This window comes from Roseovarius sp. M141 (assembly GCF_024355225.1).
Taxonomy (GTDB): Bacteria; Pseudomonadota; Alphaproteobacteria; order Rhodobacterales; family Rhodobacteraceae; genus Roseovarius.
This window is the reverse complement of sequence record NZ_VCNH01000008.1, coordinates 1,141,636-1,163,917: the sequence shown is the minus strand read 5'-3', so window position 1 is coordinate 1,163,917 and position 22,282 is coordinate 1,141,636. Positions and strand designations below refer to the sequence as shown.

The 22,282-nt window shown below is 63.7% G+C and carries 22 protein-coding genes; 10 read left to right on the top strand and 12 right to left on the bottom strand.

The window, feature by feature from the left end; all coding sequences use genetic code 11:
* Positions 1-2: 2 nt before the first annotated feature.
* The gene (locus FGD77_RS09745) at positions 3-1,607 is read right to left on the bottom strand and encodes a hypothetical protein (RefSeq protein ID WP_255009005.1); all 1,605 of its coding nucleotides are present in this window, start codon (positions 1,605-1,607) and stop codon (positions 3-5) included.
* A 47-nt stretch (positions 1,608-1,654) separates the two neighbouring features.
* Positions 1,655-2,386, bottom strand: coding sequence for a uroporphyrinogen-III synthase (locus tag FGD77_RS09740; protein WP_255009004.1), 732 nt, complete (start codon positions 2,384-2,386; stop codon positions 1,655-1,657).
* An 87-nt stretch (positions 2,387-2,473) separates the two neighbouring features.
* On the opposite strand from FGD77_RS09740, the gene tsaD reads away from it, so the two are divergent.
* The 4 genes from tsaD (at position 2,474) to FGD77_RS09720 (ending at position 5,050) form a co-directional block, all read left to right on the top strand.
* Positions 2,474-3,562 carry a tRNA (adenosine(37)-N6)-threonylcarbamoyltransferase complex transferase subunit TsaD gene (gene tsaD / locus FGD77_RS09735; RefSeq protein WP_255009001.1) on the top strand — a complete coding sequence of 363 codons (1,089 nt, stop codon included), beginning with the start codon at positions 2,474-2,476 and terminating at the stop codon, positions 3,560-3,562.
* Between the two features lie 81 nt (positions 3,563-3,643).
* Complete coding sequence (locus FGD77_RS09730) at positions 3,644-3,913, top strand: YciI family protein (protein WP_255008998.1); 270 nt, start codon at positions 3,644-3,646, stop codon at positions 3,911-3,913.
* A 5-nt stretch (positions 3,914-3,918) separates the two neighbouring features.
* Entirely contained in the window at positions 3,919-4,341 is a 423-nt protein-coding gene (locus FGD77_RS09725) for an EVE domain-containing protein (protein ID WP_255008996.1), read from the top strand.
* A gap of 181 nt (positions 4,342-4,522) precedes the next feature.
* Positions 4,523-5,050: a hypothetical protein gene (locus tag FGD77_RS09720; RefSeq protein WP_255008994.1), complete on the top strand. Its 528-nt coding sequence runs from the start codon at positions 4,523-4,525 to the stop codon at positions 5,048-5,050.
* A 333-nt stretch (positions 5,051-5,383) separates the two neighbouring features.
* Here the strand turns inward: FGD77_RS09720 and FGD77_RS09715 are convergent, their stop codons facing one another.
* Both FGD77_RS09715 and FGD77_RS09710 read right to left on the bottom strand, forming a co-directional pair.
* Positions 5,384-5,872: a lytic transglycosylase domain-containing protein gene (locus tag FGD77_RS09715; protein ID WP_255008992.1), complete on the bottom strand. Its 489-nt coding sequence runs from the start codon at positions 5,870-5,872 to the stop codon at positions 5,384-5,386.
* 279 nt (positions 5,873-6,151) lie between these two features.
* On the bottom strand, positions 6,152-6,805 hold the full coding sequence (locus FGD77_RS09710) for a peroxiredoxin (RefSeq protein WP_255008990.1): 654 nt from the start codon (positions 6,803-6,805) through the stop codon (positions 6,152-6,154).
* A 211-nt stretch (positions 6,806-7,016) separates the two neighbouring features.
* Between FGD77_RS09710 and FGD77_RS09705 the strand changes: the two genes are divergently transcribed.
* Positions 7,017-8,459: an aldehyde dehydrogenase family protein gene (locus FGD77_RS09705; protein WP_255008987.1), complete on the top strand. Its 1,443-nt coding sequence runs from the start codon at positions 7,017-7,019 to the stop codon at positions 8,457-8,459.
* Between the two features lie 185 nt (positions 8,460-8,644).
* Positions 8,645-9,691, top strand: a complete 1,047-nt coding sequence (locus tag FGD77_RS09700; RefSeq protein ID WP_255008985.1) for a serine/threonine protein kinase — start codon at positions 8,645-8,647, stop codon at positions 9,689-9,691.
* Here the strand turns inward: FGD77_RS09700 and FGD77_RS09695 are convergent.
* The 6 genes from FGD77_RS09695 to FGD77_RS09670 form a co-directional block, all read right to left on the bottom strand.
* Positions 9,688-10,329: a pseudouridine synthase gene (locus FGD77_RS09695; protein WP_255008982.1), complete on the bottom strand. Its 642-nt coding sequence runs from the start codon at positions 10,327-10,329 to the stop codon at positions 9,688-9,690. The two genes, FGD77_RS09700 and FGD77_RS09695, sit on opposite strands and share 4 nt — an antisense overlap.
* Positions 10,330-10,431: 102 nt before the next feature.
* Positions 10,432-12,882: an FAD-dependent oxidoreductase gene (locus FGD77_RS09690; protein WP_255014170.1), complete on the bottom strand. Its 2,451-nt coding sequence runs from the start codon at positions 12,880-12,882 to the stop codon at positions 10,432-10,434.
* Positions 12,883-13,003: 121 nt separating this feature from the next.
* Positions 13,004-13,459: a pyridoxamine 5'-phosphate oxidase family protein gene (locus FGD77_RS09685; protein ID WP_255008971.1), complete on the bottom strand. Its 456-nt coding sequence runs from the start codon at positions 13,457-13,459 to the stop codon at positions 13,004-13,006.
* Positions 13,459-15,900, bottom strand: coding sequence for an FAD-dependent oxidoreductase (locus FGD77_RS09680; protein WP_255008968.1), 2,442 nt, complete (start codon positions 15,898-15,900; stop codon positions 13,459-13,461). The genes FGD77_RS09685 and FGD77_RS09680 overlap by 1 nt, the downstream gene beginning before the upstream one ends.
* Positions 15,901-15,922: 22 nt before the next feature.
* A complete protein-coding gene (locus FGD77_RS09675; protein ID WP_255008967.1) occupies positions 15,923-16,495 on the bottom strand; it encodes a cupin domain-containing protein in 573 nt (190 codons plus the stop codon).
* Between the two features lie 87 nt (positions 16,496-16,582).
* Complete coding sequence (locus tag FGD77_RS09670; RefSeq protein ID WP_255008965.1) at positions 16,583-17,035, bottom strand: GAF domain-containing protein; 453 nt, start codon at positions 17,033-17,035, stop codon at positions 16,583-16,585.
* Between the two features lie 154 nt (positions 17,036-17,189).
* On the opposite strand from FGD77_RS09670, the gene FGD77_RS09665 reads away from it, so the two are divergent.
* The 3 genes from FGD77_RS09665 to FGD77_RS09655 all read left to right on the top strand — a co-directional run bounded on the left by FGD77_RS09665 (position 17,190) and on the right by FGD77_RS09655 (position 20,025).
* Positions 17,190-17,528: an STAS domain-containing protein gene (locus FGD77_RS09665; protein ID WP_255008963.1), complete on the top strand. Its 339-nt coding sequence runs from the start codon at positions 17,190-17,192 to the stop codon at positions 17,526-17,528.
* Positions 17,525-18,025: an ATP-binding protein gene (locus tag FGD77_RS09660; protein ID WP_255008961.1), complete on the top strand. Its 501-nt coding sequence runs from the start codon at positions 17,525-17,527 to the stop codon at positions 18,023-18,025. The genes FGD77_RS09665 and FGD77_RS09660 overlap by 4 nt, the downstream gene beginning before the upstream one ends.
* Positions 18,026-18,447: 422 nt before the next feature.
* Entirely contained in the window at positions 18,448-20,025 is a 1,578-nt protein-coding gene (locus tag FGD77_RS09655) for a gamma-glutamyltransferase family protein (protein ID WP_255008958.1), read from the top strand.
* Between the two features lie 153 nt (positions 20,026-20,178).
* On the opposite strand, the gene hspQ is transcribed toward FGD77_RS09655, so the two are convergent.
* Complete coding sequence (gene hspQ, locus FGD77_RS09650; RefSeq protein WP_255008956.1) at positions 20,179-20,505, bottom strand: heat shock protein HspQ; 327 nt, start codon at positions 20,503-20,505, stop codon at positions 20,179-20,181.
* Positions 20,506-20,789: 284 nt separating this feature from the next.
* Between hspQ and FGD77_RS09645 the strand changes: the two genes are divergently transcribed.
* On the top strand, positions 20,790-21,380 hold the full coding sequence (locus FGD77_RS09645; protein ID WP_255008954.1) for a lytic transglycosylase: 591 nt from the start codon (positions 20,790-20,792) through the stop codon (positions 21,378-21,380).
* Positions 21,381-21,415: 35 nt separating this feature from the next.
* Here the strand turns inward: FGD77_RS09645 and FGD77_RS09640 are convergent, their stop codons facing one another.
* Positions 21,416-22,027: an outer membrane lipoprotein carrier protein LolA gene (locus FGD77_RS09640; protein WP_255008952.1), complete on the bottom strand. Its 612-nt coding sequence runs from the start codon at positions 22,025-22,027 to the stop codon at positions 21,416-21,418.
* Positions 22,028-22,282 lie beyond the last annotated feature (255 nt).

The following is a 22,282-nucleotide window of genomic DNA, read 5'->3' as shown; positions in this document are numbered from 1 at the left end:
TTTCAGTTCAATTTCGCGGCAAGCGCGTCGTAGGCGGCAATAGCCTGCATCCGGGTGCGGACGTTTTCCGCCCACTCTGACAGCGCGTTGCGGGCGGGGTCGGGTAGCGCCTCGACCTCGGTCAGGGCGGCTTGCAGGTTGCCCTGACGCAGATCATCCTCGGCGCGCGACAGCACCGCATCGGTGCCCGGCCCCTCGCGCCGCTCCAGCGATCGTGCGCCCAACTGACCGGACATGAAGGACCAGAAGCTGTCGCTGCCCTCCTCGGTACCGGATTTGCGCGCCTTGGCCAGCGCGGCGCGGGCGGCGGGGGCAAAGGACTGCTGCAATGCGCTTTGGGTTGGCACGCCAGCCTCGGCCACGTCCTGAAGCGCATCGGGCGCGGACATACCGGCCCGCTCCAGATCGCCCAGCGCGGGTGCAAAAGGCGTGCCAGTATCCAGTGCGGTGCTGATGCGCGTCAGCGCGGCACGGCGCAGATCCTGCTGGGCCGATGCACGGGCGGCATCGTCGCGCTGATCCGCGTCGGAGACGAGGCGCGCGACCTGATCGCCCTGCGCCTTGAGCGTGCGGCGCAGTTCATTCAACTGTGCCGTCGAAACGCCCTCGCCGTCCGCGCCGGACGGCTGTGCCTCGATATCAGCCAGGCGGGCGGTCAGGGCGCTGACCTTATTGGAAAGGTCAGAGATTTGCGTCACCATATCGGCCTGTCCGGCCTCGATCCCGCTGGTGTCAGGCGCGCCGGGGAGTGCATCAATGCGTGCGTCCAGCGCGGTGAGCCGGTCCGATTGCTCGGCCAGTTTGGCCGCGACATCATCGGTCGCCGTGCTGTTGGGCGACATGATACCCATCTGCGGAAGGACATAATACGCCGCGCCAAACCCGATCGCCGCAGCGCACACACCGCCGAGAAACAAGGCAATGAATCCGCCCTTGCGCGCCTTTTGCTGGGGTACCGTTGGTGGAGGTGTCTTTGAAGGTGCCGCCCGGGCAGACGCTGTCGTCGCTGTGCCTGCTGTCGCCGACGTGTCACCGGCAGGCTTTGCCGCCGTCGGTTTGGTGCCCGGACCTGTCGAGGATTTGTCATTCGTTCCGGCGCTTGCCCCGGTGGTCGTGGTCGTCTTGGTTTCTGCCGGTGTTGCTGTCGCTTTCTTTGCGTCAGCCACCTTGGCCATCGCCGCGTCGATGCCCTTGGGATCAGGGCCGCTGAAAGGACCCGGAGCCATAGCGGTCACCGATTTCGCGCCGCTGGCTGGAATCGAGGTGCGCGTCGGCTCCGGGCTCTGGTTCTTTTCGCCGACGGACTTGTCACTTGCGGGCTTGTCACTGGCAGGCTTGTCGCTTGAGGCCGTGCCCCTCGCGCCGGACGCCGATGCGTCCGGGCTGGCCGTGGCAGGTCCGCTGGTTTTGGAAGCATCGGCAGTTTGAGCGCCTGTCGTCTTGGCAGCGGCGCCCTTGGCCGGGCTGCGCGCGCCTTCAACAGGTTTTTCGACGGGTTTTTCGACGTCGGTGGGCGTCGGAGCCTTGGATTGACCGTCGGAACTGGCGGCTTTGCCGCGCGGTGCCGCAGTGCTTTTGCGTCCTGAAGGTGCCTTTTTTTCTGCCACGTCAGCCGTCCCTTCCGAATCTGCCCAATGTTCTGAACCTGATAACCTTACTGTGCACGCATTGTTCCCTCAAGGCGATAGGCCTCGGCCAGCGCATCGGGCCACGCCCGCACCATACCGACGGCGTCAGGTTGACCCGCCACGATACAGGCTTGTGCCGCGCCCTTTGGCACACGGTCTGCTGCTGCGCGGCTGATTGCAAGGATAACCAGCGGCGCGGTGACCTGTATGCCTTCCAGCAGGGCGGCGGCACTGCGCGGAGAAAACACCGGCGCGATCACCGGCGCCGTGCCGGTCAGGCAGGCCCGCGCGGCATCGCTCAGCGGCAGGGGCCGCTGCGCATACAGCACTGCTTCACTTGCCACGATCCCGGCAGCGGTCAACGCGCCCGCGACATCCGCCGCCGCATGGGTGCCGCGCAGGTGCAGCATCGGCCCCGTCGCGCCATCCGCCGCAATGCGCGCCAGCAGGTCGCGCGCATCCCCGGCGCAGGAGATGGCGTGCATGCCGGCCTCTTGCGCCGCCTGCGCGGTGGTGTCGCCAACGGCATAGGCCGGAATATCGCGCCGCGCGCTCAACTGGGCAAAGCGGAAAACGCCGTGCTGCGAGGTAAAGATCAGCCAGCGCACCCCCTCCAGATCCGGCAAACTGCCCTGCGGTTCGATCGCAAGAACCGGCGAGCGGACCAGTGGCAGATCGCCACCCGGCAGATCGCGCAGCGCGGCGATGAAACGACTGGCACCGGGTTCAGGCCGGGTGATGAGGATCGTTGGGGGCAAGGTGAGGCCGCTCCGCTGCTTGTGGGATTGCCCTGCAAGTGATACTTGCCCCATCGCGCGCACGCAACGGGCGGAACGATTGGCGACATGACGGGCGATACCCTGACCATACTGGGACTGGAAAGCAGCTGTGACGACACGGCGGCCGCAATCGTGCGCGTGGGCGGCGATGCCCCGGCGCAGATCTTGGCCCAGACGGTGCAGGGACAGGGGCAGTTGCACGCGGCCTATGGCGGCGTGGTGCCTGAAATCGCCGCGCGCGCCCATGCGGAAAAGCTGGACCTGTGCGTGGCCGAGGTTCTGCGCGCCAGCGGGCTGCGCCTGCGCGACATGGATGCCATCGCCGTCACCGCCGGACCGGGCCTGATCGGCGGCGTCATGTCCGGCGTGATGTGCGCCAAGGGGCTGGCGGCGGGCGCAGGCCTGCCGCTGATCGGGGTGAACCACCTGGCCGGCCACGCGCTGACGCCGCGCCTGACCGACGGCGCGCCCTACCCCTATCTGATGCTGCTGGTGTCTGGCGGTCACTGCCAGTTCCTGCGTGTGGACGGCGCGCAGCAGTTCACCCGCCTTGGCGGCACCATCGACGATGCGCCGGGCGAGGCGTTTGACAAAACCGCACGCCTGCTGGGCCTGGCGCAACCCGGCGGCCCGGCGGTCGAGGTCGAGGCAAGGTCCGGCGATCCCGCGCGCCACGCCTTTCCCCGCCCCCTGCTGGACCGGCCCGGCTGCGACATGTCGTTTTCGGGGCTGAAAACCGCGCTGCTGCGCACCCGCGATACCGTGATGCAGCCGCAGGGCGGGCTGACCCCGCAGGACCGCGCCGATCTGTGCGCCGGGTTTCAGGCCGCCGTGCGCGACGTTCTGGCCGAGAAGACCCGCCGCGCGCTGGCTGCCAACCCCGATCTGCGGCTGCTGGCCGTGGCGGGCGGCGTTGCGGCCAATCAGGCAATCCGGGACGCACTGATGCAGGTCGCCGAAGATTCAGGCGCGCTGTTCCTTGCGCCGCCCCTCGCGCTGTGTACCGATAACGCCGCGATGATCGCCTATGCCGGGGCCGAGCTGTTCCGTCTGGGCCGTCGCGATGACATGACGCTGGCGGCGCGACCGCGCTGGCCACTGGATGCCACCAGCCCGGCGATGCTGGGGTCCGGGCGCAAGGGCGCCAAGGCGTAGCGCGGACAAAAATTGCGCACAGCGCCCCGGCGCTGTAGGTTGTGGGCACGACCATGCCCAGATCGCACGACAGGAGCCACCATGCTGATCGCCCTTATCGGCCGGGACAAACCCGGCGCACTGCAAATCCGTATCGACAACCGCGATGCCCATTTCGACTATCTGAAGTCGTCGGGAGTGGTCACGCAGGCCGGTCCATTGCTGGATGCAGAGGGGCAGATGTGCGGCTCGCTCGTGGTGCTGGATGTCGCCGACATGACGGCCGCCGAAGGCTGGGCCGCGATGGACCCCTACGGCAAGGCCGGGCTGTTCGAGACCGTCGAACTGATCCATTGGAACAAGGTGATCTGAGGGCCATGCGCTATTGGTTGTTCAAATCCGAGCCATCTGCCTGGGGCTGGCAGGATCAGGTCGAGCGCGGCGATTCGGGCGAGCAATGGGATGGCGTGCGCAATTATCAGGCCCGCAATTTCATGCGCGAGATGGCGCTTGGCGATCGCGGGTTCTTCTATCACAGTCAGGATGAAAAGGCGGTCGTCGGCCTTGTCGAGGTGTGCGCCGAGGCGCATCCCGACAGCACGACGGACGACCCGCGCTGGGACTGCGTCGACATCCGCGCGCTGGCGCCTGTGCCGGTGCCTGTGACGTTGGAGGCCATAAAGGCCGATCCGCGCCTTGCCGATATGGCGCTGGTGCGCCAGCCGCGCCTGTCGGTGCAGCCCGTCGCGCCCGAGGCATGGAACATCATCTGCCAGCTGGGCCGCACGGAGGGCTGGTAAAAGGCTTGCCGTTGGGGAACCTTTCACGAGGCGCGCTGTTAAAGCGTTTGATCCTAAACTTGAGACACTCACTTGAGGCGAAATGTTTTAGGCTATTGATGAATCGCGCAATACTTGACTCGCGCAGGTATACCGCACTGTAATTGCGGACGCGTTCCACAATGAAACCGGAGAAACCTACATGATCAAGCTGACCCCCGCCGTGACGGCCATCGCCCTTGCCTGTGCCGCACCTTTGGCTGCTGCAGCGCAGGATAACCTGCCCACGCACGGCGACACCATCTCCGAGTTCCGCACCGCCGGGGCATGGAATATCCGCAAGAATGAAACGCGCGAGAACTGCTTTGCATCCTACGAGAGCGATTCAGGCGCGATCGTTCAGTTCGGTTTTGCCGAGGGTGAAACCGCCGGTTATCTGGGACTGTTTTCACCAAACGCCACCGATGTACCGGCCACTCAGGAAATTGCCATACTGGCCAATGGCAACCTTTATGTCGGCGAAGCGACGGGCATGGGCCCCAGCGTCACGGACGGATACTCGGGTGGCTATATTCTGGTCAACAACCCGGAATTCGCAAAGGATATCGAGATGGGTCAGGAACTGGTCGCGTTTCCCGAAACGCCCAATTCGTACATCATCGACATGCGCGGTGCCAAGAACGCCGTTTATGAGGTGCGCAAATGCACGACCGAGCTGCAATCGAAGTAAGCCTGGACTGTCCTGACAAACCTATGGAGGCCCCGTTTGCGGGGCCTCTGGCGTTTATGGGTTACGTCATCATGTAGGGTTCTGGTCTGGACCGGGGTGAAATTTAACGGAGGGTTCCAGTCCATAGAACCGAAACCCTCCGCCACCCCACGTGCTCCCAATGCACCACACGTGTCTCTGGATAAAGTCCCGGCCATCCTGGCCCGATAGATCGACACTACCGCGGCATCGCCCACCGTTCAAACGCCAAGTATCGCGCATTTACCTCAAACCCGCGCGATGGGCTCCGAACGGGGGATGATGCGCCCGCCACCTGCAACAGCGCCGCGCCGCCTAGCGGCAGTGCCGGGCGATCTCGCGCTGCTGCAGCCCTGTCTCGACCAGCAGGCAACGGTTTTTAGCCTCGTAATAATAGCCCTTGGCGTACCACATCACGGCCTTGTCCAGATTGCCATCCGATACCAGCCATGCGCCGCGCAGGTATTTGACGGCAAAGTGCAGGTTGGTTTCGGCGTCCAGCAGATCGCTGTTGCGTCCGGCAAATCCCATGCCCCGCGCAGTGGCGGGCAGGATCTGCATCATGCCGAAATAGGGACCGTTGCGCGCGGCGGGGCGATAATCGCTCTCGCGCTGAATGACCTTATGCACCAGCGGACGGGGCACCTGATAATGGTCGGCGTATTTGTTCACCAGCTGGCGGATCTGCGGCGTCTCGCCAGGATAGAGCGGCATGGTCGATCTGGTCGAAACGGTCGTAGGCTGGGTGCCGGCACAGGCCGCTGTGAACAGCAGCGAGGCAGCGATAATAGCGCGAAGGATCATGATCCTAGGTCTCTCTTAGGGAATCTGTAACGCCCTATGGGCAGATCAAAGCGGGTTTTGGCAAGGCCCTTGGCGTCGCCCTTGGCAAGATTTCGCCACTACCGGACCGCTTTGGGCGGTAGGTTGCGCAGGGGCGCGATCACACACGGGGCGCGGTTCGCGCGCTTTGCAACAGCGGAAACGCGGTCACTGTGACGCTGAAATCTCAACAAAACCAAGCGCTTGAGAAAAAGCCCCGACATCACGCCGGGGCCTTTGTAACGGCTACCACGGGTAGATTCAGCCTTTCAGCTTGGTCATCCGCAGATAGGGCAGCACGGTGTCGAAATCGCCATACTTGGCCTTGGCGTCTTCGTCGCTGACCGATGTCGGGATGACCACATCCTCACCGACCTGCCAATCGGCCGGGGTCGCGACCGTGTGCTTGGCCGCTGTTTGCAGCCCGTCCAAGGCGCGCAGCACCTCGGCAAAGTTGCGCCCGACATTCATCGGGTATGTCATCGACAGCTTCAGTTTCTTGTCGGGGCCGATGATGAACACGGCGCGCACAGTGGCGCTGTCGTTGGGGGTGCGGCCATCGGGCATATAGGCTTCGGCGGGCAGCATGTCGAACGCCTTGGACACTTCCAGCCCCTCATCGGCGATGATCGGAAAACCGGCCTTGGTGCCTGCGACCTTCTCGATGTCGCCCTTCCATTTCTTGTGCTCCTCGGCGCTGTCGACGGACACGCCGATCACCTTGGTCCCGCGCTTTTCCCATTCGTCCGACAGGCGCGCGACGGCGCCGAATTCGGTGGTGCAGACCGGTGTGAAATCCTTGGGGTGGGAAAACAGGATCGTCCAGTTATCCCCGATAAAGTCGTGAAACTGGATCTCTCCGTGGTCCGTATCGGCGGTAAAATCGGGAACGGTGTCGTTAATGCGCAATGCCATCATACTGTCCTTTCATGGTTGATGAGTGTCTTTGATCGCAAGATAAGGATCCGCGCCGGGATTTGCACCCCCTTCCCCCAAAGGCGCGGCGCAGCACCACCTGCCCGTCTTGCAGCCCGCCTGCGCGGCGACTATGTCTGGATCAAAGCTGCGGGCAAGGCACCGAACGATCCTGGTCCCGGCGGATGCATTGAAAAAAGGGAGACACGACATGATCGAGAAACGTCAGTTCTACATCAACGGCAACTGGTCAGACCCGGCGCAGGAGCGCGATCACAACGTCATCAACCCCTCGACCGAGGAACCGTGCGCAATCATCACGCTGGGCTGCGACGGCGACGTTGACGCCGCAGTCTCCGCCGCCAAATCCGCGTTCCCGGACTGGATGAACACCCCCCCGGCCGAGCGCATCGCGCTGGTCGAAAAGCTGGCCGAAGTGTACGAGGCCCGCGCCGAGGATATGGCGCAGGCCATCAGCCTTGAGATGGGCGCGCCCATCGAACTGGCGCGCGAGCAGCAGACAGCCGCGGGCGCAGGCCATATCGCCGCCTTTATCGCCGCGGCCAAGGAATTCGATTTTGAGCATCAGCACGACCCGAACACCCCCGGCAGCTATATCCGCAACGAGCCGATCGGCGTCGCCGCGCTGATCACGCCGTGGAACTGGCCGATGAATCAGGTCACGCTCAAGGTCGTCGCCGCTGCTGTCGCGGGCTGCACCATGGTGCTGAAACCGTCCGAGGAATCGCCCCTGTCGGCGATGGTCTTTGCCGAAATGATGGACGAGGCCGGGTTTCCCCCCGGCGTGTTCAACCTGATCAACGGCGATGGCCCCGGCGTCGGCACGCTGCTGACCGAACATCCCGATGTCGACATGATCAGCTTCACCGGGTCGTCCCGCGCGGGCAAGCTGATTTCCAAGGCCGCCGCCGATACGCTGAAACGCGTCAGCCTGGAGCTGGGCGGCAAGGGCGCGAACCTGGTGTTTGCAGATGCCGATGCGGACGCGGTCGAGCGCGGCGTGCGCCACTGCATGAACAACTCGGGCCAGTCGTGCAACGCGCCGACCCGCATGATCGTGCAGCGCGAAATTTATGATCAGGCGGTCGAAACGGCGGCCAAGGTCGCCAATTCGATCAGGGTCGGCCCGGCCAGCGAGGACGGCGATCACATCGGCCCCGTCGTGAACGAGGTCCAGTTCGACAAGATTCAGGACCTGATCCAGAAGGGTATCGATGAGGGCGCGCGCCTTGTTGCCGGCGGCACCGGTCGCCCCGATGGGCTGAACCGTGGTTTCTACGTGCAGCCGACCGTCTTTGCGGATGTGAACAACGCCATGATTGTCGCCCGCGAGGAAATTTTTGGCCCGGTCCTGTCGATCATCCCCTTCGACGACGAAGAGGACGGCATCTACATCGCCAACAACACGCCTTATGGCCTGACCGACTACGTCCAGACGCAGGATCCGGCCCGCGCCGCCCGCGTCGCTCGCGCCCTGCGTGCCGGCATGGTCGAGGTCAACGGCCAGAGCCGCGGCATGGGCGCCCCCTTTGGCGGGATGAAGCAGTCGGGCAATGGCCGTGAGGGTGGCCCTTGGGGTATCGAGGACTTCATCGAGGTCAAATCGATCTCGGGCTACGACCCCGCCGCCTGATCGGCACCTGGGGCAATGCCCGCGCATTGCTGAAAAATTGCGGCGCGGCCAGAGTAATCTGGCCCGCTGCGCACGAAGGCTGGCCCGCCAAACTCCGGCGCCACGCCCCCGACACCTGCCGGCCAGATTGCCCGCGCCTGAAACCGCCCTAGGCGCCGCACGCAAAACCCGGTAGGACCAATCCCATGACCCTGCCTGACCCCATCGCCACAGCCCCATTCGTGCCGGAAACGGTCCACAAGCGCGACATCTTCTCCGAGACGATTTCGGGCCGTCTGGACGGCGTGCCCGATTTCCCCGTCGTCCTGCGCAAGCTGGACACCGTGCCCTTCTATGCGCGCCCCCTCGCCTGGGCACTGGCGCGCAAGGAAATCCGCGGCCTGCGCGCCGTTCAGGGGATTGAGGGCTGCCCGGCGCTGGTGCGGGTCGATCGCACCGGCCTGCTGCGCAGCTGGACCAGCGGCACCCCGCTGCAACTGGCCAAACCGGCCGATCCGGCATGGTATCGCGACGCCAAACGCCTGTTGCGCGAAATGCGCCGCGTCGGCGTGACGCATAACGACATCGCTAAACCGCAGAACTGGCTGATGACGCCGGATGGCCGCGCCGCAGTGATCGACTTTCAGCTGGCATCGGTCCACCGCCGACGCGGGCGCCTGTTCCGCGTCATGGCACGCGAGGATCTGCGCCACCTGCTGAAACAAAAACGTGCCTACGCACCCCACCTGCTGACCCCGTCGGAACGCAACATGCTGGCGCAAAAGGCGCTGCCCTCGCGCATCTGGATGGCCACCGGCAAGCGCGCGTATAATTTCATCACCCGCCGCCTGATGAACTGGTCCGACGGCGAAGGCACCGAGGACCGCGTCGACCGCGACGGCCCCGCCCTGACAGCCGCACTGATGGCCCATCCGCAGGTGGCGGGCGTCGCGCTCAGCACCTATGCACTGCCGGCCAAGGGCGTCGGCCTCTATGCCTTCGTCGAAACGTCCCTGGAGGCCCAGACACTCGCCACGCTCGCCCCCTCGCCGCGCCCCGAGATCATCCAGCCCGTGGCCCGCCTGCCGCGCCACACCGACGGCACACCGCGCATGGATGCCCTGCACCTCGTCGCCGCCAACCGGCTGGACGAACTGACCCTGCTGCAACAGGGCGATCCGCAGCTGGCAGAGGCGCTAAAGCCCATCATCGCGAACCGCCAGAACCTGACCGACCGCGTCTTGAAACGCTAGAACGGCGCCTTGGCGCGAAACGACAGGCCCCGCCCGCTTTCGGGATGATTGATGCGCAGTTCTTCGGCATGCAGCATCATCCGCGCAAACGCCGGATCAGGCGCATACAGGGGATCGCCCAGTATCGGATGCCCCAGCGCCAGCATATGCACGCGCAACTGATGCGTGCGCCCGCTCCTCGGCCACAGCCGAACGCGGCTTTCATCCTCGCCCACCTTCAAAACTCGGTAATCCGTCAACGACGGCTTGCCCGTGTCATGGCAGACCATCTGGCGCGGCCGGTTCGGCCAATCCACGATCAGCGGCAGATCGACAGCCCCCACCTTCGGCTCCAGCCGCCCCGCGACGCGCGCCACATAGGTCTTGCGCGCGCGCCGCTCCTCGAATTCCTTCGACAGGAACCGCTGCGCATGCGCGGTCAGGGCAAACACCATCACCCCGGATGTGTCCCGATCCAGCCGATGCACCAGCAGCGCCGTGGGAAACGCGGCCTGCACCCGGCTCAGCAGGCAATCGGCCAGATGCGCGCCCTTGCCGGGCACCGAAAGCAGCCCGTCAGGCTTTGCGACGGCCAACACCTCGTAATCCTCATGAAGCACGGTTAGCGGCACGTCGGGGGGGATGTATTCAGATTGCATGCCCCGCCTTACAGCGTCACCACCGAACGGTCCAGAAGCACCGCCTGACTTTCAATGTTCCCAAAATACTCATGACACCGCCGCCGCACGCACCGCGCGCAGTTAGGCCTTGGCGCGGGCGCCGCTGGGATCATACATCGGCCGCAGGCTGGCCTCGGCCGACACACGCGTGCCGGCGATGTCGACCTCATAGCCGGACGCCAGCACATCCACCGCGCTTTCGCCCTTGCACGGCACATAGCCCATGCCGATCGCGCCGCCCAAGTGATGGCCATACGCGCCCGAACTGAGATGTCCCACAATCTGCCCGTCCCGCAGAACCGGCTCGTTATGATAGAGCAGCGGTTCGGGGTCAGTCAGGCGGAATTGCACCATGCGCGCCTCCAGCCCCGCATCCTTCTTGCGCAGCACCGCGTCGCGCCCGATGAAATCGGGTTTGCCCGTCTTGACGGCAAAGCCCAACCCCGCCTCCAGCACATGATCCTCGCAGGTGATATCATGCCCGAAATGGCGAAAGCCCTTTTCGATCCGGCAGGTGTCCATCGCATGCATACCGCACAGCTTCAGCCCATGCGCCTGCCCGGCCCCATGCAGCACTTCAAACGCATGGCCGGCCATGTCGGCGCTGACGTAGATTTCCCAGCCCAGCTCGCCCACATAGCTCACGCGGTGGACGCGGGCCATTCCCATGCCCAGTTCGATCTCCTGCGCCGTACCAAAGGGATTGGTGTCGTTGGTGAAATCACCCGGCGACACCGCCTGCATCACGTCGCGCGCTTTGGGCCCCATGACGGCCAAAACGCCCTCGCCCGCTGTCACGTCGGTAATCACGACCTGATAGTCGCCCTTCAGCCGCTCCATCCGTGTCTGGTCGGCCAGCCGGGTAGAGGCGGGGGTGACGACCAGATACGCCGTCTCGGACAGGCGGGTGACGGTCACGTCCGCCTCGATCCCGCCGCGCGAATTCAGGAATTGCGTATAGACGATGCGCCCCACCGGCACCGAAAAATCGCCGGCGCCGATATAGTTCAGGAACGCCTCGGAATCCGGCCCTTCGACGCGCAGCTTGCCAAACGAGGACATGTCGTACATGCCCACGCCAGTGCGGATTGCCTGATGTTCGGCGGCGGCGTTTTCAAACCAGTTCTGCCGCTTCCAGCTGTAGCGATACTCTCTCTCCTGCTCTGGCTGCGCAAACCAGTTGGCCCGTTCCCAGCCTGCGGCCTCGCCCATCACCGCGCCCTGCTCCAGCAATTGCGCGTGAAACGGCGTGCGCCTTATACCGCGTGCCGTCGCCTTCTGACGGTAGGGAAAGTGGTCGGCGTAAAGCAGGCCCAGCGTTTCCTTGGAGCGCTCGAACAGATATGTCTTGTTGCCCTGAAAGGGCTGCATGCGCGCGATATCCACATCACCCAGATCAAACGGCTTTTCGCCGCTGTCCATCCACTGGCTCAGCGCATGGCCCGCCCCGCCAGCCGACTGGATACCGATGGAGTTAAAGCCAGCCGCGACCCAGACGTTATCCATCTCGGGCGCAAGGCCCAGATGATAGGCATCGTCGGGGGTAAAACTCTCCGGCCCGTTGAAGAACGTGTGTATCCCTGCGGTCGCCAGCATCGGCAGGCGGTTGCAGGCGGCTTCCAGAATTGGTTCGAAATGGTCGAAATCCTCGGGCAGCTGGTCGAACTCGAACGTGTCGGGGATGCCGTTCATGCCCCAGGGTTTTGACACAGGCTCGAAGGCGCCGACCAGCATCTTTCCGGCGTCCTCCTTGTAATAGGTGCATTCATCCGGCACGCGCAGGACCGGCATTTGCGTCAGGCCCTCGACCGGCTCGGTCACGATGTAGAAATGCTCGCAGGCGTGCAGCGGGATGTTGGTGCCGGCCATGCGGCCCACTTCGTGGCCCCACATGCCGGCGCAGTTGACGATCATCTCGGCCTCGATATGGCCGCTTTCCTTGCCATCGTCACTGGCCCAGTCGACGCCGGTGACACGGCGGCCCGCCTTGGTCATGCCCGTCACGCGCACGCGTTCCTGCACGCGGGCGCCGCGCTGCCGGGCGCCCTTGGCCAGTGCCAACGCAATATTGGCCGGATCCGCCTGCCCATCGGTCGGCAGCCAGACGCCGCCGGTGACGCTGTCGAGGTTCAGATGGGGATAGCGTTCCTTGACCTCGGCCGGGGACAGCTCTTCGACGGGAACGCCAAAGGCGCGCGCCATGGCGGCCGAGCGATACATCTCCTCCAGCCGCTCAGCCGTCAGCGCGGCCGACACCGATCCAACCTGCCGCAGCCCCGTGGCGACGCCCGTTTCGGCCTCCAGCCCCGCGTACAGCTCGGCTGTGTAGCGCGCCAGCTTGGTCATATTGCTGGAGGCACGCAACTGGCCGATCAGCCCTGCGGCGTGCCAAGTGGTGCCGGATGTCAGCTGCTTGCGCTCCAGCAGGACCACGTCGCTCCAACCGAGTTTTGCCAGATGGTAAGCGACCGAACAGCCGACGACGCCACCGCCGATGATGACCACGCGGGCCGATGTGGGCAGATTCATGATGCAGGCTCCTTGGCGCTACGATTTCAAACGATGGTGTGACCGGCGGCGCGCAACCGCGCGGCCGGGTCGGTGATATGGGCGGTGCCGATCGCGCAACAGCCATCCAGAAGCGTGATCTCCGTCACGGATATATCTCGGCGAACTTGGCCTTGTATGCGGCAATCATGTCCTCTTCGGTCGCGCCGTCGTCATAGGGCGGGGTCGTCATTTCGCTGGCCGCCTCAATATCGATCAGGACCAGATCGGTGATCCGGTCCGCCAGATCGCCCCATTGGGCCTGCCAGAGGCCGATCAGCGCGATGAATTCCGACGTCCCTTCCTCCGCGATACGGGCAGGACCGCGCAGGCGCAGGCCCTTGCGCTTCCACTGGTCGATAAAATTGACCTCGGCGTAGGGCGTGTGGCGCAGGTTGGCCAGCGTGCCGGGCGAGCGGATGTTGCCAAAGCCGACGGTCAGATGGTCCAGCACCAGAAACGTGCCCTTGGGGCTGAGGGACGGCTGGCCGCCCGGTGTGATCGTGGCGACAAACCCAAGTGGAAAGGTGGCGATCAGATCTTGGTCAGATTGGGTCAGCATCAGGCGCGTATCCTTTTGTTCTCAGGATCCCAAAGCGGCGCGTCCGGCTGGACCGTGGCCGTGAAACGCTCGCCATAGATCTCGACCTCCAGTTCGGTGCCGGGCACGGCCAGATCGGCGCGGATCATGCCCAGCGCGATCGAGGCATTCACACGGTAGCCCCACGCACCGCTGGTCGTCTCGCCCACCACGTCGCCACCATGCCAGAGTGTCGACATATAGGGCGCGTCCGCCTCGCCCGCGTCCACGATCAGCGTGACAAAGCGTTTGGCGCTGCCCTGCTGCCGCTCGTTCATCAGCGCGGCCTTGCCGGGGAAGTCCTGCGGCTTGTCCAGCTTGACAAAGCGGTCCAGACCGCCCTCCAGCATCGAATAATCGGTGCTGAGGTCACCCTTCCACGCGCGATAGCCCTTTTCGATGCGCAAGGAATTCAGCGCATACATGCCAAACGGTTTGGCTCCCGCCTCCAGAATGGCACGGTAGATATCGGGCATATCCTCGTTGGCGGCATGCACCTCCCAGCCCAGTTCCCCGGCGAATGAAACGCGGATCAGGAACGCCTTCTGCCCCGCTACCACGCAATGCTGATGGCTGAGCCATGGCAAGGTCAGGTCCGCATCGGTCAGCGGGCCAAGGATCGCGCGGCTCTCTGGCCCGGTGACAATCAGCGCTGACCGCTCGGTCGTGGTTTCCTCGACGCTCACACCGTTTGGCACATTGCGGCGGATCAAATCGCCATCATGCCATTGTGCGGTGGCCGCGGTGATCAGGATGAAACTGTCCTCGGCCAGACGGATGCAGGACAGTTCGGTCAGGATGCGGCCACGGGCGTCGGCCACATAGACCAGATTGATCCGCCCCACCTTGGGCAGCGCGCCGGTAACAAAGCCGCGCAGCCATTCATCGGCACCGGTGCCCCGCACCCAGAACCGCGAAAATCCGGGCAGGTCCAGCACGCCGCAATGATCGCGGACTGCCGCGCATTCCTCGGCGATGCGCGGCGACCACGGACCCGCGCGGTTCCATGTCTGGGTCCCTTCTTCGCTGGTATCGTCGCCGGGATGAGCAAACCAGTTCGCCCGCTCCCAGCCGTTATAGGCGCCCATCACGCCGCCCTGCTCGCGCACGATATCGTCGTTCGGTCCCAGCTTCTGGTCGCGCCCGGCAGGCCATTCATGCCACGGGAAATGCATGGCGTATTCATGGCCATACACCTCCTGCCCCTTGGCAATGCAGTAGTCGCTGTCGGTGTAGTCCGTGTAGCGGCGCGGGTCGACGGCCCACATGTCCCACTCGGTCGCGCCCTCAACGATCCACTCGGCCAGCACCTTGCCCGCGCCGCCCGCCTGGCTGATGCCGAAGGTGAACACGCACGCCTCGAACGCGTTCGGCACGCCCGGCATCGGGCCAAGCAGCGGCAGGCCGTCAGGCGCATAGGGGATCGGGCCGTTGATGACCTTGTTAATACCCACCTGCCCCAGCAGAGGCACGCGCGCCATTGCGTCCTCGATGTACCACTCCAGCCGCTCCAGATCGTCGGGGTAGAGCTGAAAGCTGAAATCCTCGGGGAATGGGTCTTCGGGCGTGATCCAGTGCGCCTTGCAGTTCCGCTCGTAAGGGCCGAGGTTCAGGCCGGTTTTCTCCTGCCGCAGGTAGTAGGAGCTGTCGACATCGCGCATCAGCGGCAGTTTGCCATGCGCGGCAGTGTATTCGGCAATCTCGGGAATCTCATCGGTCAACAGATACTGATGGCTCATCACCATCATCGGCACGGTGCGCCCGCCATAGGGCTTGAACCATTCGCCGACCTTCTGTGCGTAATACCCTGCCGCATTCACCACGAATTCACAGCGGATATCGCCCTTGTGAGTGTGCACCACCCACTCATCGCCGTCGCGCGTCACGCCAGTCGCGGGGCAGAACCGCTCAATCCGCGCGCCCAGATCGCGCGCGCCCTTGGCCAGCGCCTGAGTCAGCTGGCTGGGGTCGATATCGCCGTCGCTGGGATCGAACAGAACGCCCTTCAGGTCATGCGTCTCCATGAAGGGATAGCGCTGTTTAGCCTCGTCCGGCGACAGCATCTGCATGTCCATGCCCTGATAGCGCCCCATGCCGCAGGCGCGCTGAAACTCCTGCACGCGCTCGTCGCTATGGCCCAGCCGGATCGACCCGGTGACGTGGTAGTTCATCGGGTAATCCACGGCGTCGGACAGCCCGCGATACAGCTCGGTCGAGTAACGCTGCATGTTCATGATCGCCCACGACGTCGAAAACGTCGGGCAGTTCCCGGCCGCGTGCCATGTGCTGCCGGCGGTCAGCTCGTTCTTTTCCAGCAGGACGCAGTCGGTCCAGCCCGCCTTGGCCAGATGATAGAGGCCCGAGGCGCCCACCGCGCCGCCACCGATGATGACCACGCGGGCCGTGCTGGGAAATGTGCTCATCTGCTGCGTCTCCTTGCTGTGCTCAATAAACCGGCGGCGCGATCACCCAGATCGCGACGGCGGGAATGTCATAGGGATTGTGCCAATCGAACGGCTCGCCCCGGATGCGAAAACTGTCGCCGGCACCCACGGCAAAGCGGCGGCCCGCGATCGTCAGATCCAGACGACCAGACAGCATATATCCCACCTCCTGCGTCGGGCGGGTATGCGGCCCGGCCGCGCGCGCGCCGGGTTGGAAGGTGGAGTGTACCATCTCGAAATCGTCGGTCAGATCGGGCGACACCAGTTCTTCGGTCAGGCCGGGTTTGCCTGCCCCGATGGGGCGGCGGGCATTGCGACGCACGATATACCCGGCCTCGTCCTTTGGCGCACCCGAATGGGCGAAAAGCAGCGACAATGGAACATCAAGCGCCGCTGCGATGCCGCGCAGGTCGGCCACGGACGGCTCCGACAGGTCACGCTCGACCTGGCTCAGCCAGCCAACGGACCGACCCAGCCGCTGCACCAGATCGGCCAGCGTCACGCCTCGCGCCTTTCGCAGGGCGCGAAGATCGGCGCCCAAGGTGCGCTGAGAGGCAGGCAGGGGAAGGGACACGCGGGACGCCTTGTGAAAATATTACCTAGATTTTCACGCTGCGCCGGGGCGATGAAAAAAGCAACAAAAATTTCACGCGCCCTCCGCTCAGCCCCCGAAGGTCTGGCGCAACAGACCCGTCAGCCCGTCGACATCGGCGCTGTCAAAGGCGCCTGGCTGATCGCTGTCGATGTCCAGCACCCCGATCAGCGTGCCATCAGCGCTGCGCACCGGCAGGACGACCTCGGACCGGGTGGAACTGGCGCAGGCGATATGCCCCTCGAACGCGTCCACATCGTCCACCAACTGCACCTGCCCCGTGCGCGCCGCAGCGCCGCAGACCCCGCGCGAAAATGGGATGAACAGGCAGCCATGCCCGCCCTGATACGGCCCGATTCGCAACACTTCGGGTTGCGTCACACGGTAAAAACCCGTCCAGTCGAATCGGTCGTCGGCATGGTGCAATTCGCAAACCATAGTGGCCATCAGCGCGATCACGTCCTGTTCGCCACCGGTCAGGGCGGCGAGTGTTTTCGCCTTTTCATCATAGTCGATTCGCATGGCGATCCTGTCCTTCTTCACCTCATGGCTTCCGGAAATCACAGTCAGATGGCCCGGGCAAGCACGTGGCGCGCTCTTTTTCAGGATGCGCACACCTATTGGTAAGGTTTACCACCTAACCTGACGCCACACGGTATAACTGAGCGGAGCGCAGATGGACCTCGAAAGCAGCCAGCACGGCCCCTATCACCTGATCAAGGTAAATGCCCCGCGAATCGATGCCGCACATGCGATCGCATTCAAGGATACGATACGCGCGATGACCGCCGGGGGCACTGATAACGTTGTACTTGACCTCGGGCAGGTGCGATTCATCGATTCCAGCGGTCTGGGCGCGATTGTCGCGGCGCTCAAGCTGATGGGCCCCCACAGACGTCTGGATCTGGCCTGCCTGACGCCGGACGTGGCCAAGGTGTTCCGCCTGACGCGCATGGATTCGATCTTTGCCATCCACGCATCGCTGGAGGACCTGACATCACGGCAAGCTGGATGACCGACCGGACCCGGCGCACAGCCGCCACCACGACCGCAAACCATGCACCCTGTCCGCGGCGAAAGATCTTCCACGTTCGGGCGACCGAGCGTGCCATATCGGCTGGTCTGGCGGACATGCGCAGTTTTCTTGAGGCCAGCGGATTGGACGCGGACGCCTGTGGCACTGCAGAAATCGTACTGGCAGAAGCGCTGAACAACATTGCCGAACACGCCTTTGCCATGACGACGGCCGGTACGATCAGCGTCACCTTGGCGCCGGGCCAACGTACCCTGACAGCCCAGATCGTCGATACCGGCGCCGCCCTGCCCGGCCTGGGCCCTCCCGCCGGACAGTTGCCCCCGTTTGGCGCAACGACCAGTTCTCTGCCGGAGGGCGGGTTTGGCTGGTTCCTGATCCAGACGCTGACAGAATGCCTGCGCTACAAACGCCACGACGAGCAGAATCATCTCTGCCTGCGGTTCGCGTTTTCCAGTTCTGCCCCCGAGAAGGTCTGATCCTCAGGAATAGCCGCAGGCGGCCCTTGAACACCTATTCCCGGTACAATCGGACCCGCTCAGCCAAGTTAACTGCACCGCGATATGACCGGCGCATCTTCTGCACCCGGTCTGGCGATACCCTCTGTGCAACTGCCAACATGCTTGAAATTGCGCGTGCCTCCAACTTGCCCTGATCTTTTCTCATTACGGACAGACTAAGCCGTCATACCCATGCCTGTAGCTGCAACAGCTTCCCTCGGCGCCGCGTTTAACAGCCCCCACCCCGTGCGCGGCGTCGAGGATTTCAAGACTCTCCGCAGATGGCTTTCGCAGAATTCACGACCGTCAAAGCGGATTCTATCAGCCCTGACGCCAGGTTGTATTTCCACCGCACTCAAACAGCCTTAGGGTTTCGCAATGTTCATGCGAAAGGGGCTATGATGCGCGATTTCCACCTACCGGGCCGCTCGCCTGTTCTGACGACGAACGGCATGTGCGCCACATCCCACCCCTTGGCCGCAAAGACCGCCATCGACATTTTGGAGCGGGGCGGAAACGCGATGGACGCGGCCATCGTCGGCGCCGTCTTACTGGGTATTTGCGAGCCGCAGATGACCGGAATCGGCGGCGATTGCTTTGTCCTGTGGAGCGAGGGCGGCAGCAACAATGTGCACGCCTTCAACGGGTCGGGGCGCGCGCCTGCCGCTGCGGATGCCGCCGGGTTGCGCAATGCGGGCCACTCTGCCGTACCGCTCTACACCGCCGACGCCGTCACGATACCGGGCGCCATCGATGCATTCTGCCATCTCAGCGACCGGCATGGTCGGCTGGGGCTGGACGCCGTGCTGGCGCCTGCCATCCACTACGCAGACGCGGGCATTCCGGTGGCACCGCGCGTGGCCGCCGATTGGGCCACGACGGCGCATGTGCTCAAGGATCACGCCCTTGATCATTACCTGCCCGGCGGAAAGCCCCCGAAAACCGGCACAATTTTCCGCGCGCCCGGCCAGGCCGACGTGCTGCGCGCCATCGCGGCCAAGGGCCGCGATGCCTTTTACGAGGGCGAGATTGCGGACGACATGCTGGCCGCGCTGGCGGCGGCGGGCGGCGTTCATACGACCGCCGATTTCGCCGTGCATCGCGGCGATCCGGCGCGCCCCATCAGTGGCAGCTATCGCGACCGTGAGTTACTCGAACATCCGCCAAACGGACAGGGTGCAACGGCGATCCTGATGCTGAACATTCTGGCGCAGTTCGACATTGCCGCGATGGACCCGCTGGGCGCCGAGCGCGCGCATCTGGAGGCAGAAGCGACCAAGCTGGCCTATGATACGCGCAATCGCATCATCGCCGATCCGGATCACACCACGCGCACTGAATTCATGCTGAGCCATGACACCGCCCGCACCCTTGCCGCCATGATCGACCCCAAACGCGCCCTCGGCCCTGCCGCGCCGCTGACCGAGGCGATGCACCGCGACACCGTTTATATCACCACGGTCGACCGCGACCGCATGGCCGTGTCGCTGATCTATTCGATCTTTCATGGCTTTGGGTCCGGGATCGCCTCCGAAAAATATGGCATCCTCATGCAGAACCGCGGCGCCGGGTTCACCTTGGCCGAAGGGCACCCGAATGAGCTGAGCGGTGGCAAGCGCCCGTTTCACACCATCATTCCGGGAATGTTGCGTGAGGGCGGGCGCGTGTCGATGCCCTTTGGCGTGATGGGCGGCGCATACCAGCCCTGTGGTCACGCGCGGTTCGTCTCGAACCTGACCGATTTCGGTATGGACCCGCAGACTGCCATCGACACGCCCCGCTGCTATGCCGCCGAGGGCAAGCTGCAGGTCGAGCGTGGATATTCAGAAACCGTGCGCACGACGCTGGCGGATCTGGGCCACGATGTCACCATCCCGGACGCGGCGATCGGCGGCGCGCAGGCGATTGCAATCAGGCCCGATGGCGTGCTGGAGGGCGCGTCGGACCCACGCAAGGACGGCTGCGCCTTGGGGTACTGAATTTGGGGGCACTCGGCCGCGCCAACTGACCTGCGGAGTATTAAGCGTTTCGCGAAAAATCTGAATCACTGCTTTTTCGCGGAACGCACGCGACATGAGAGCGTTGCACGCGTTTCGCCTCAAGTGAGTGCCACAAGTTTAAGGCGAAACGCTTTAGTTCAGATGAAAATGCAGGGGGTATTGCCCGTCTTCGAACGGGCCGAACAGGTCGTCGATATCGGGATGTTCCACCGGCTCGCCTGAATAGTCGGCGATCAGGTTCTGTTCGCTGACATATGCGACGTAATAGCTTTGATCATTTTCGGCCAAAAGATGGTAGTATGGCTGATCCTTGACCGGGCGGCTTTCCTCGGGGATGGCCGCATACCATTCTTCCGTGTTGGCAAATTCCGGGTCCACGTCAAAAACCACACCGCGAAACGGATGTTTCTTATGACGGACAACTTGGCCCAGATGATATTTCGCACACGATTTCAGCATATAATGCAGCCTCTATTATGTGAGGTTAAATGTTTCAAGTGGGCTTTGTCCAATGATGATCACGCGCAATTTTGGAAACAATCTGTGATAAATGCGACGACAGACTCTTCAGGCCGCCGTCGCATTGGTGCCTGACATCGCGGCAGCCCTCATCGGTGCCAAGCCGCCACTTCGGGCAGGTCCGTAAATTCGTGATTTCCCATTTGGCAAAAATTGGGTAGACTGACTGGAAAACAAAAACGGAGGCAGCGCAGACTGCCCCGATAACGAGAGCAGAGGCAGTAATGAGCAGACAGCTTCGCGCGGTCCTTTTGATGTTATTCGTCGCAGCCTGCGGGCGCAGCGGCGGCTATGGCGAATCCCCCAGTCAGATGGAGGATGCCTGCGCAATCCTAAAGGAACGACCGCAATATTCCCGTGCCTTTCGCGCCACCGAGCGGCGCTGGGGCGTTCCAACCCATGTCCAGATGGCTACCATCTATCAGGAAAGCAAATTCGTCAGCGATGCGCGTACCCCATACCGCTATGCGCTGGGCGTGATCCCGATGGGGCGGCAAAGTTCGGCCTTTGGGTATAGTCAGGCGTTGGACGGCACATGGGACGAATATGTCGCGCAGTCCGGATCGCGCCGCGCCCGGCGCGACAATATCCATGATGCGACCGATTTCATGGGCTGGTACATGTCCAAGTCGCGCGACGAACTGGGCATCCAGATGTATGACGCGCGCAATCACTATCTGGCCTATCACGAGGGCCGCACCGGATTTCGCCGCGGCAGCTATAACAACAAGGCTTGGCTGGTGCGCGTCGCCGGCACGGTCGAAGCGCGCGCCGCCACCTATCAGGCGCAGTTGCGCCGCTGCGGTCGCGGCTGAAAATCGGGCGCCGCCCCCGGGGGGGGCGGCCCGCCTCAGCGGTTGTTCCGCTTGATGGCGCCAAGGCCCGGAATGACAAAGCTGTCTTTGCCAATACGTACGCCGGTATCCAGATCGCCCAGAATGACGGTTGTCCGGCTGCCGCCGCTGTCATTGATGACCCATTGCCGCAGTTCTGTCGGCGCGGCGGTAAAGACCAGATCGATACTGCCATACTCGGGATGCTCGGGATCCTGTGCGCGCACGGTCGTCGTCTTGCCGTCGCTTGAATGGCCAGTAACCATACGAGCCCGTGTCAGATCGACGTTGCGCGCCAGAATGATCGACAGCGGTGTTCGGTTCAGCGGGTAGCCTTGCGGGCCGTCATTCGATTTGCCATCGATGATGCCGACCGTGTCGCCATTCGAGACGACCAGCATGTCTTCGGGCGGCTGATATTCAAAACGCACGCGGCCCGGCCGTTTGATCAGGATACGACCCTGGCTGATGGTGCCGTCATCATTGATCTGCGTAAATGCGCCACTGGCCGTCTCAAAGCTGTTCAGGTAGCGCGATATTTCGCCCAGGCCCAGCTTTTCTGCGGCGGCAGGCAAGGCCATGCAAAGGCAGGCGGCGGTCGCCGTCATGGCGGCGGTGATATATCTCATGGATCGAACTCTCCTCGAATCGGGCGGGCGATGGGGCGGCTGAAATGCCTTGCACCTTCATGCCGATGTCGCCGCTGATATGCGATAACAACCGCGCGTGTGCCTCATATCGGCAGATTGGCCCCGGTTATCAAGGGCACAGCCCGCCTGGACCGGCCCGCCCGGCATCAAAATGCCTCAATGTACGGCAGTCACGCGACTGATCGCCCAAACGGGCACCGGCCCCGCAAGCGGGGCCGGGTATCGGTATATAGA

Excerpts from the sequence above, each read along its gene's own strand:
- FGD77_RS09640 (WP_255008952.1), bottom strand. The coding sequence starts at position 22,027 with ATGAGATATATCACCGCCGCCATGACGGCGACCGCCGCCTGCCTTTGC.
- FGD77_RS09680 (WP_255008968.1), bottom strand. The coding sequence starts at position 15,900 with ATGAGCACATTTCCCAGCACGGCCCGCGTGGTCATCATCGGTGGCGGC.
- FGD77_RS09655 (WP_255008958.1), top strand. The coding sequence starts at position 18,448 with ATGCGCGATTTCCACCTACCGGGCCGCTCGCCTGTTCTGACGACGAAC.
- FGD77_RS09725 (WP_255008996.1), top strand. The coding sequence starts at position 3,919 with ATGCGCTATTGGTTGTTCAAATCCGAGCCATCTGCCTGGGGCTGGCAG.
- FGD77_RS09700 (WP_255008985.1), top strand. The coding sequence starts at position 8,645 with ATGACCCTGCCTGACCCCATCGCCACAGCCCCATTCGTGCCGGAAACG.
- FGD77_RS09665 (WP_255008963.1), top strand. The coding sequence starts at position 17,190 with ATGGACCTCGAAAGCAGCCAGCACGGCCCCTATCACCTGATCAAGGTA.
- FGD77_RS09730 (WP_255008998.1), top strand. The coding sequence starts at position 3,644 with ATGCTGATCGCCCTTATCGGCCGGGACAAACCCGGCGCACTGCAAATC.
- FGD77_RS09705 (WP_255008987.1), top strand. The coding sequence starts at position 7,017 with ATGATCGAGAAACGTCAGTTCTACATCAACGGCAACTGGTCAGACCCG.
- FGD77_RS09695 (WP_255008982.1), bottom strand. The coding sequence starts at position 10,329 with ATGCAATCTGAATACATCCCCCCCGACGTGCCGCTAACCGTGCTTCAT.
- tsaD (WP_255009001.1), top strand. The coding sequence starts at position 2,474 with ATGACGGGCGATACCCTGACCATACTGGGACTGGAAAGCAGCTGTGAC.
- FGD77_RS09645 (WP_255008954.1), top strand. The coding sequence starts at position 20,790 with ATGAGCAGACAGCTTCGCGCGGTCCTTTTGATGTTATTCGTCGCAGCC.
- FGD77_RS09660 (WP_255008961.1), top strand. The coding sequence starts at position 17,525 with ATGACCGACCGGACCCGGCGCACAGCCGCCACCACGACCGCAAACCAT.
- FGD77_RS09670 (WP_255008965.1), bottom strand. The coding sequence starts at position 17,035 with ATGCGAATCGACTATGATGAAAAGGCGAAAACACTCGCCGCCCTGACC.
- FGD77_RS09715 (WP_255008992.1), bottom strand. The coding sequence starts at position 5,872 with ATGATCCTTCGCGCTATTATCGCTGCCTCGCTGCTGTTCACAGCGGCC.
- FGD77_RS09710 (WP_255008990.1), bottom strand. The coding sequence starts at position 6,805 with ATGGCATTGCGCATTAACGACACCGTTCCCGATTTTACCGCCGATACG.
- FGD77_RS09685 (WP_255008971.1), bottom strand. The coding sequence starts at position 13,459 with ATGCTGACCCAATCTGACCAAGATCTGATCGCCACCTTTCCACTTGGG.
- hspQ (WP_255008956.1), bottom strand. The coding sequence starts at position 20,505 with ATGCTGAAATCGTGTGCGAAATATCATCTGGGCCAAGTTGTCCGTCAT.
- FGD77_RS09720 (WP_255008994.1), top strand. The coding sequence starts at position 4,523 with ATGATCAAGCTGACCCCCGCCGTGACGGCCATCGCCCTTGCCTGTGCC.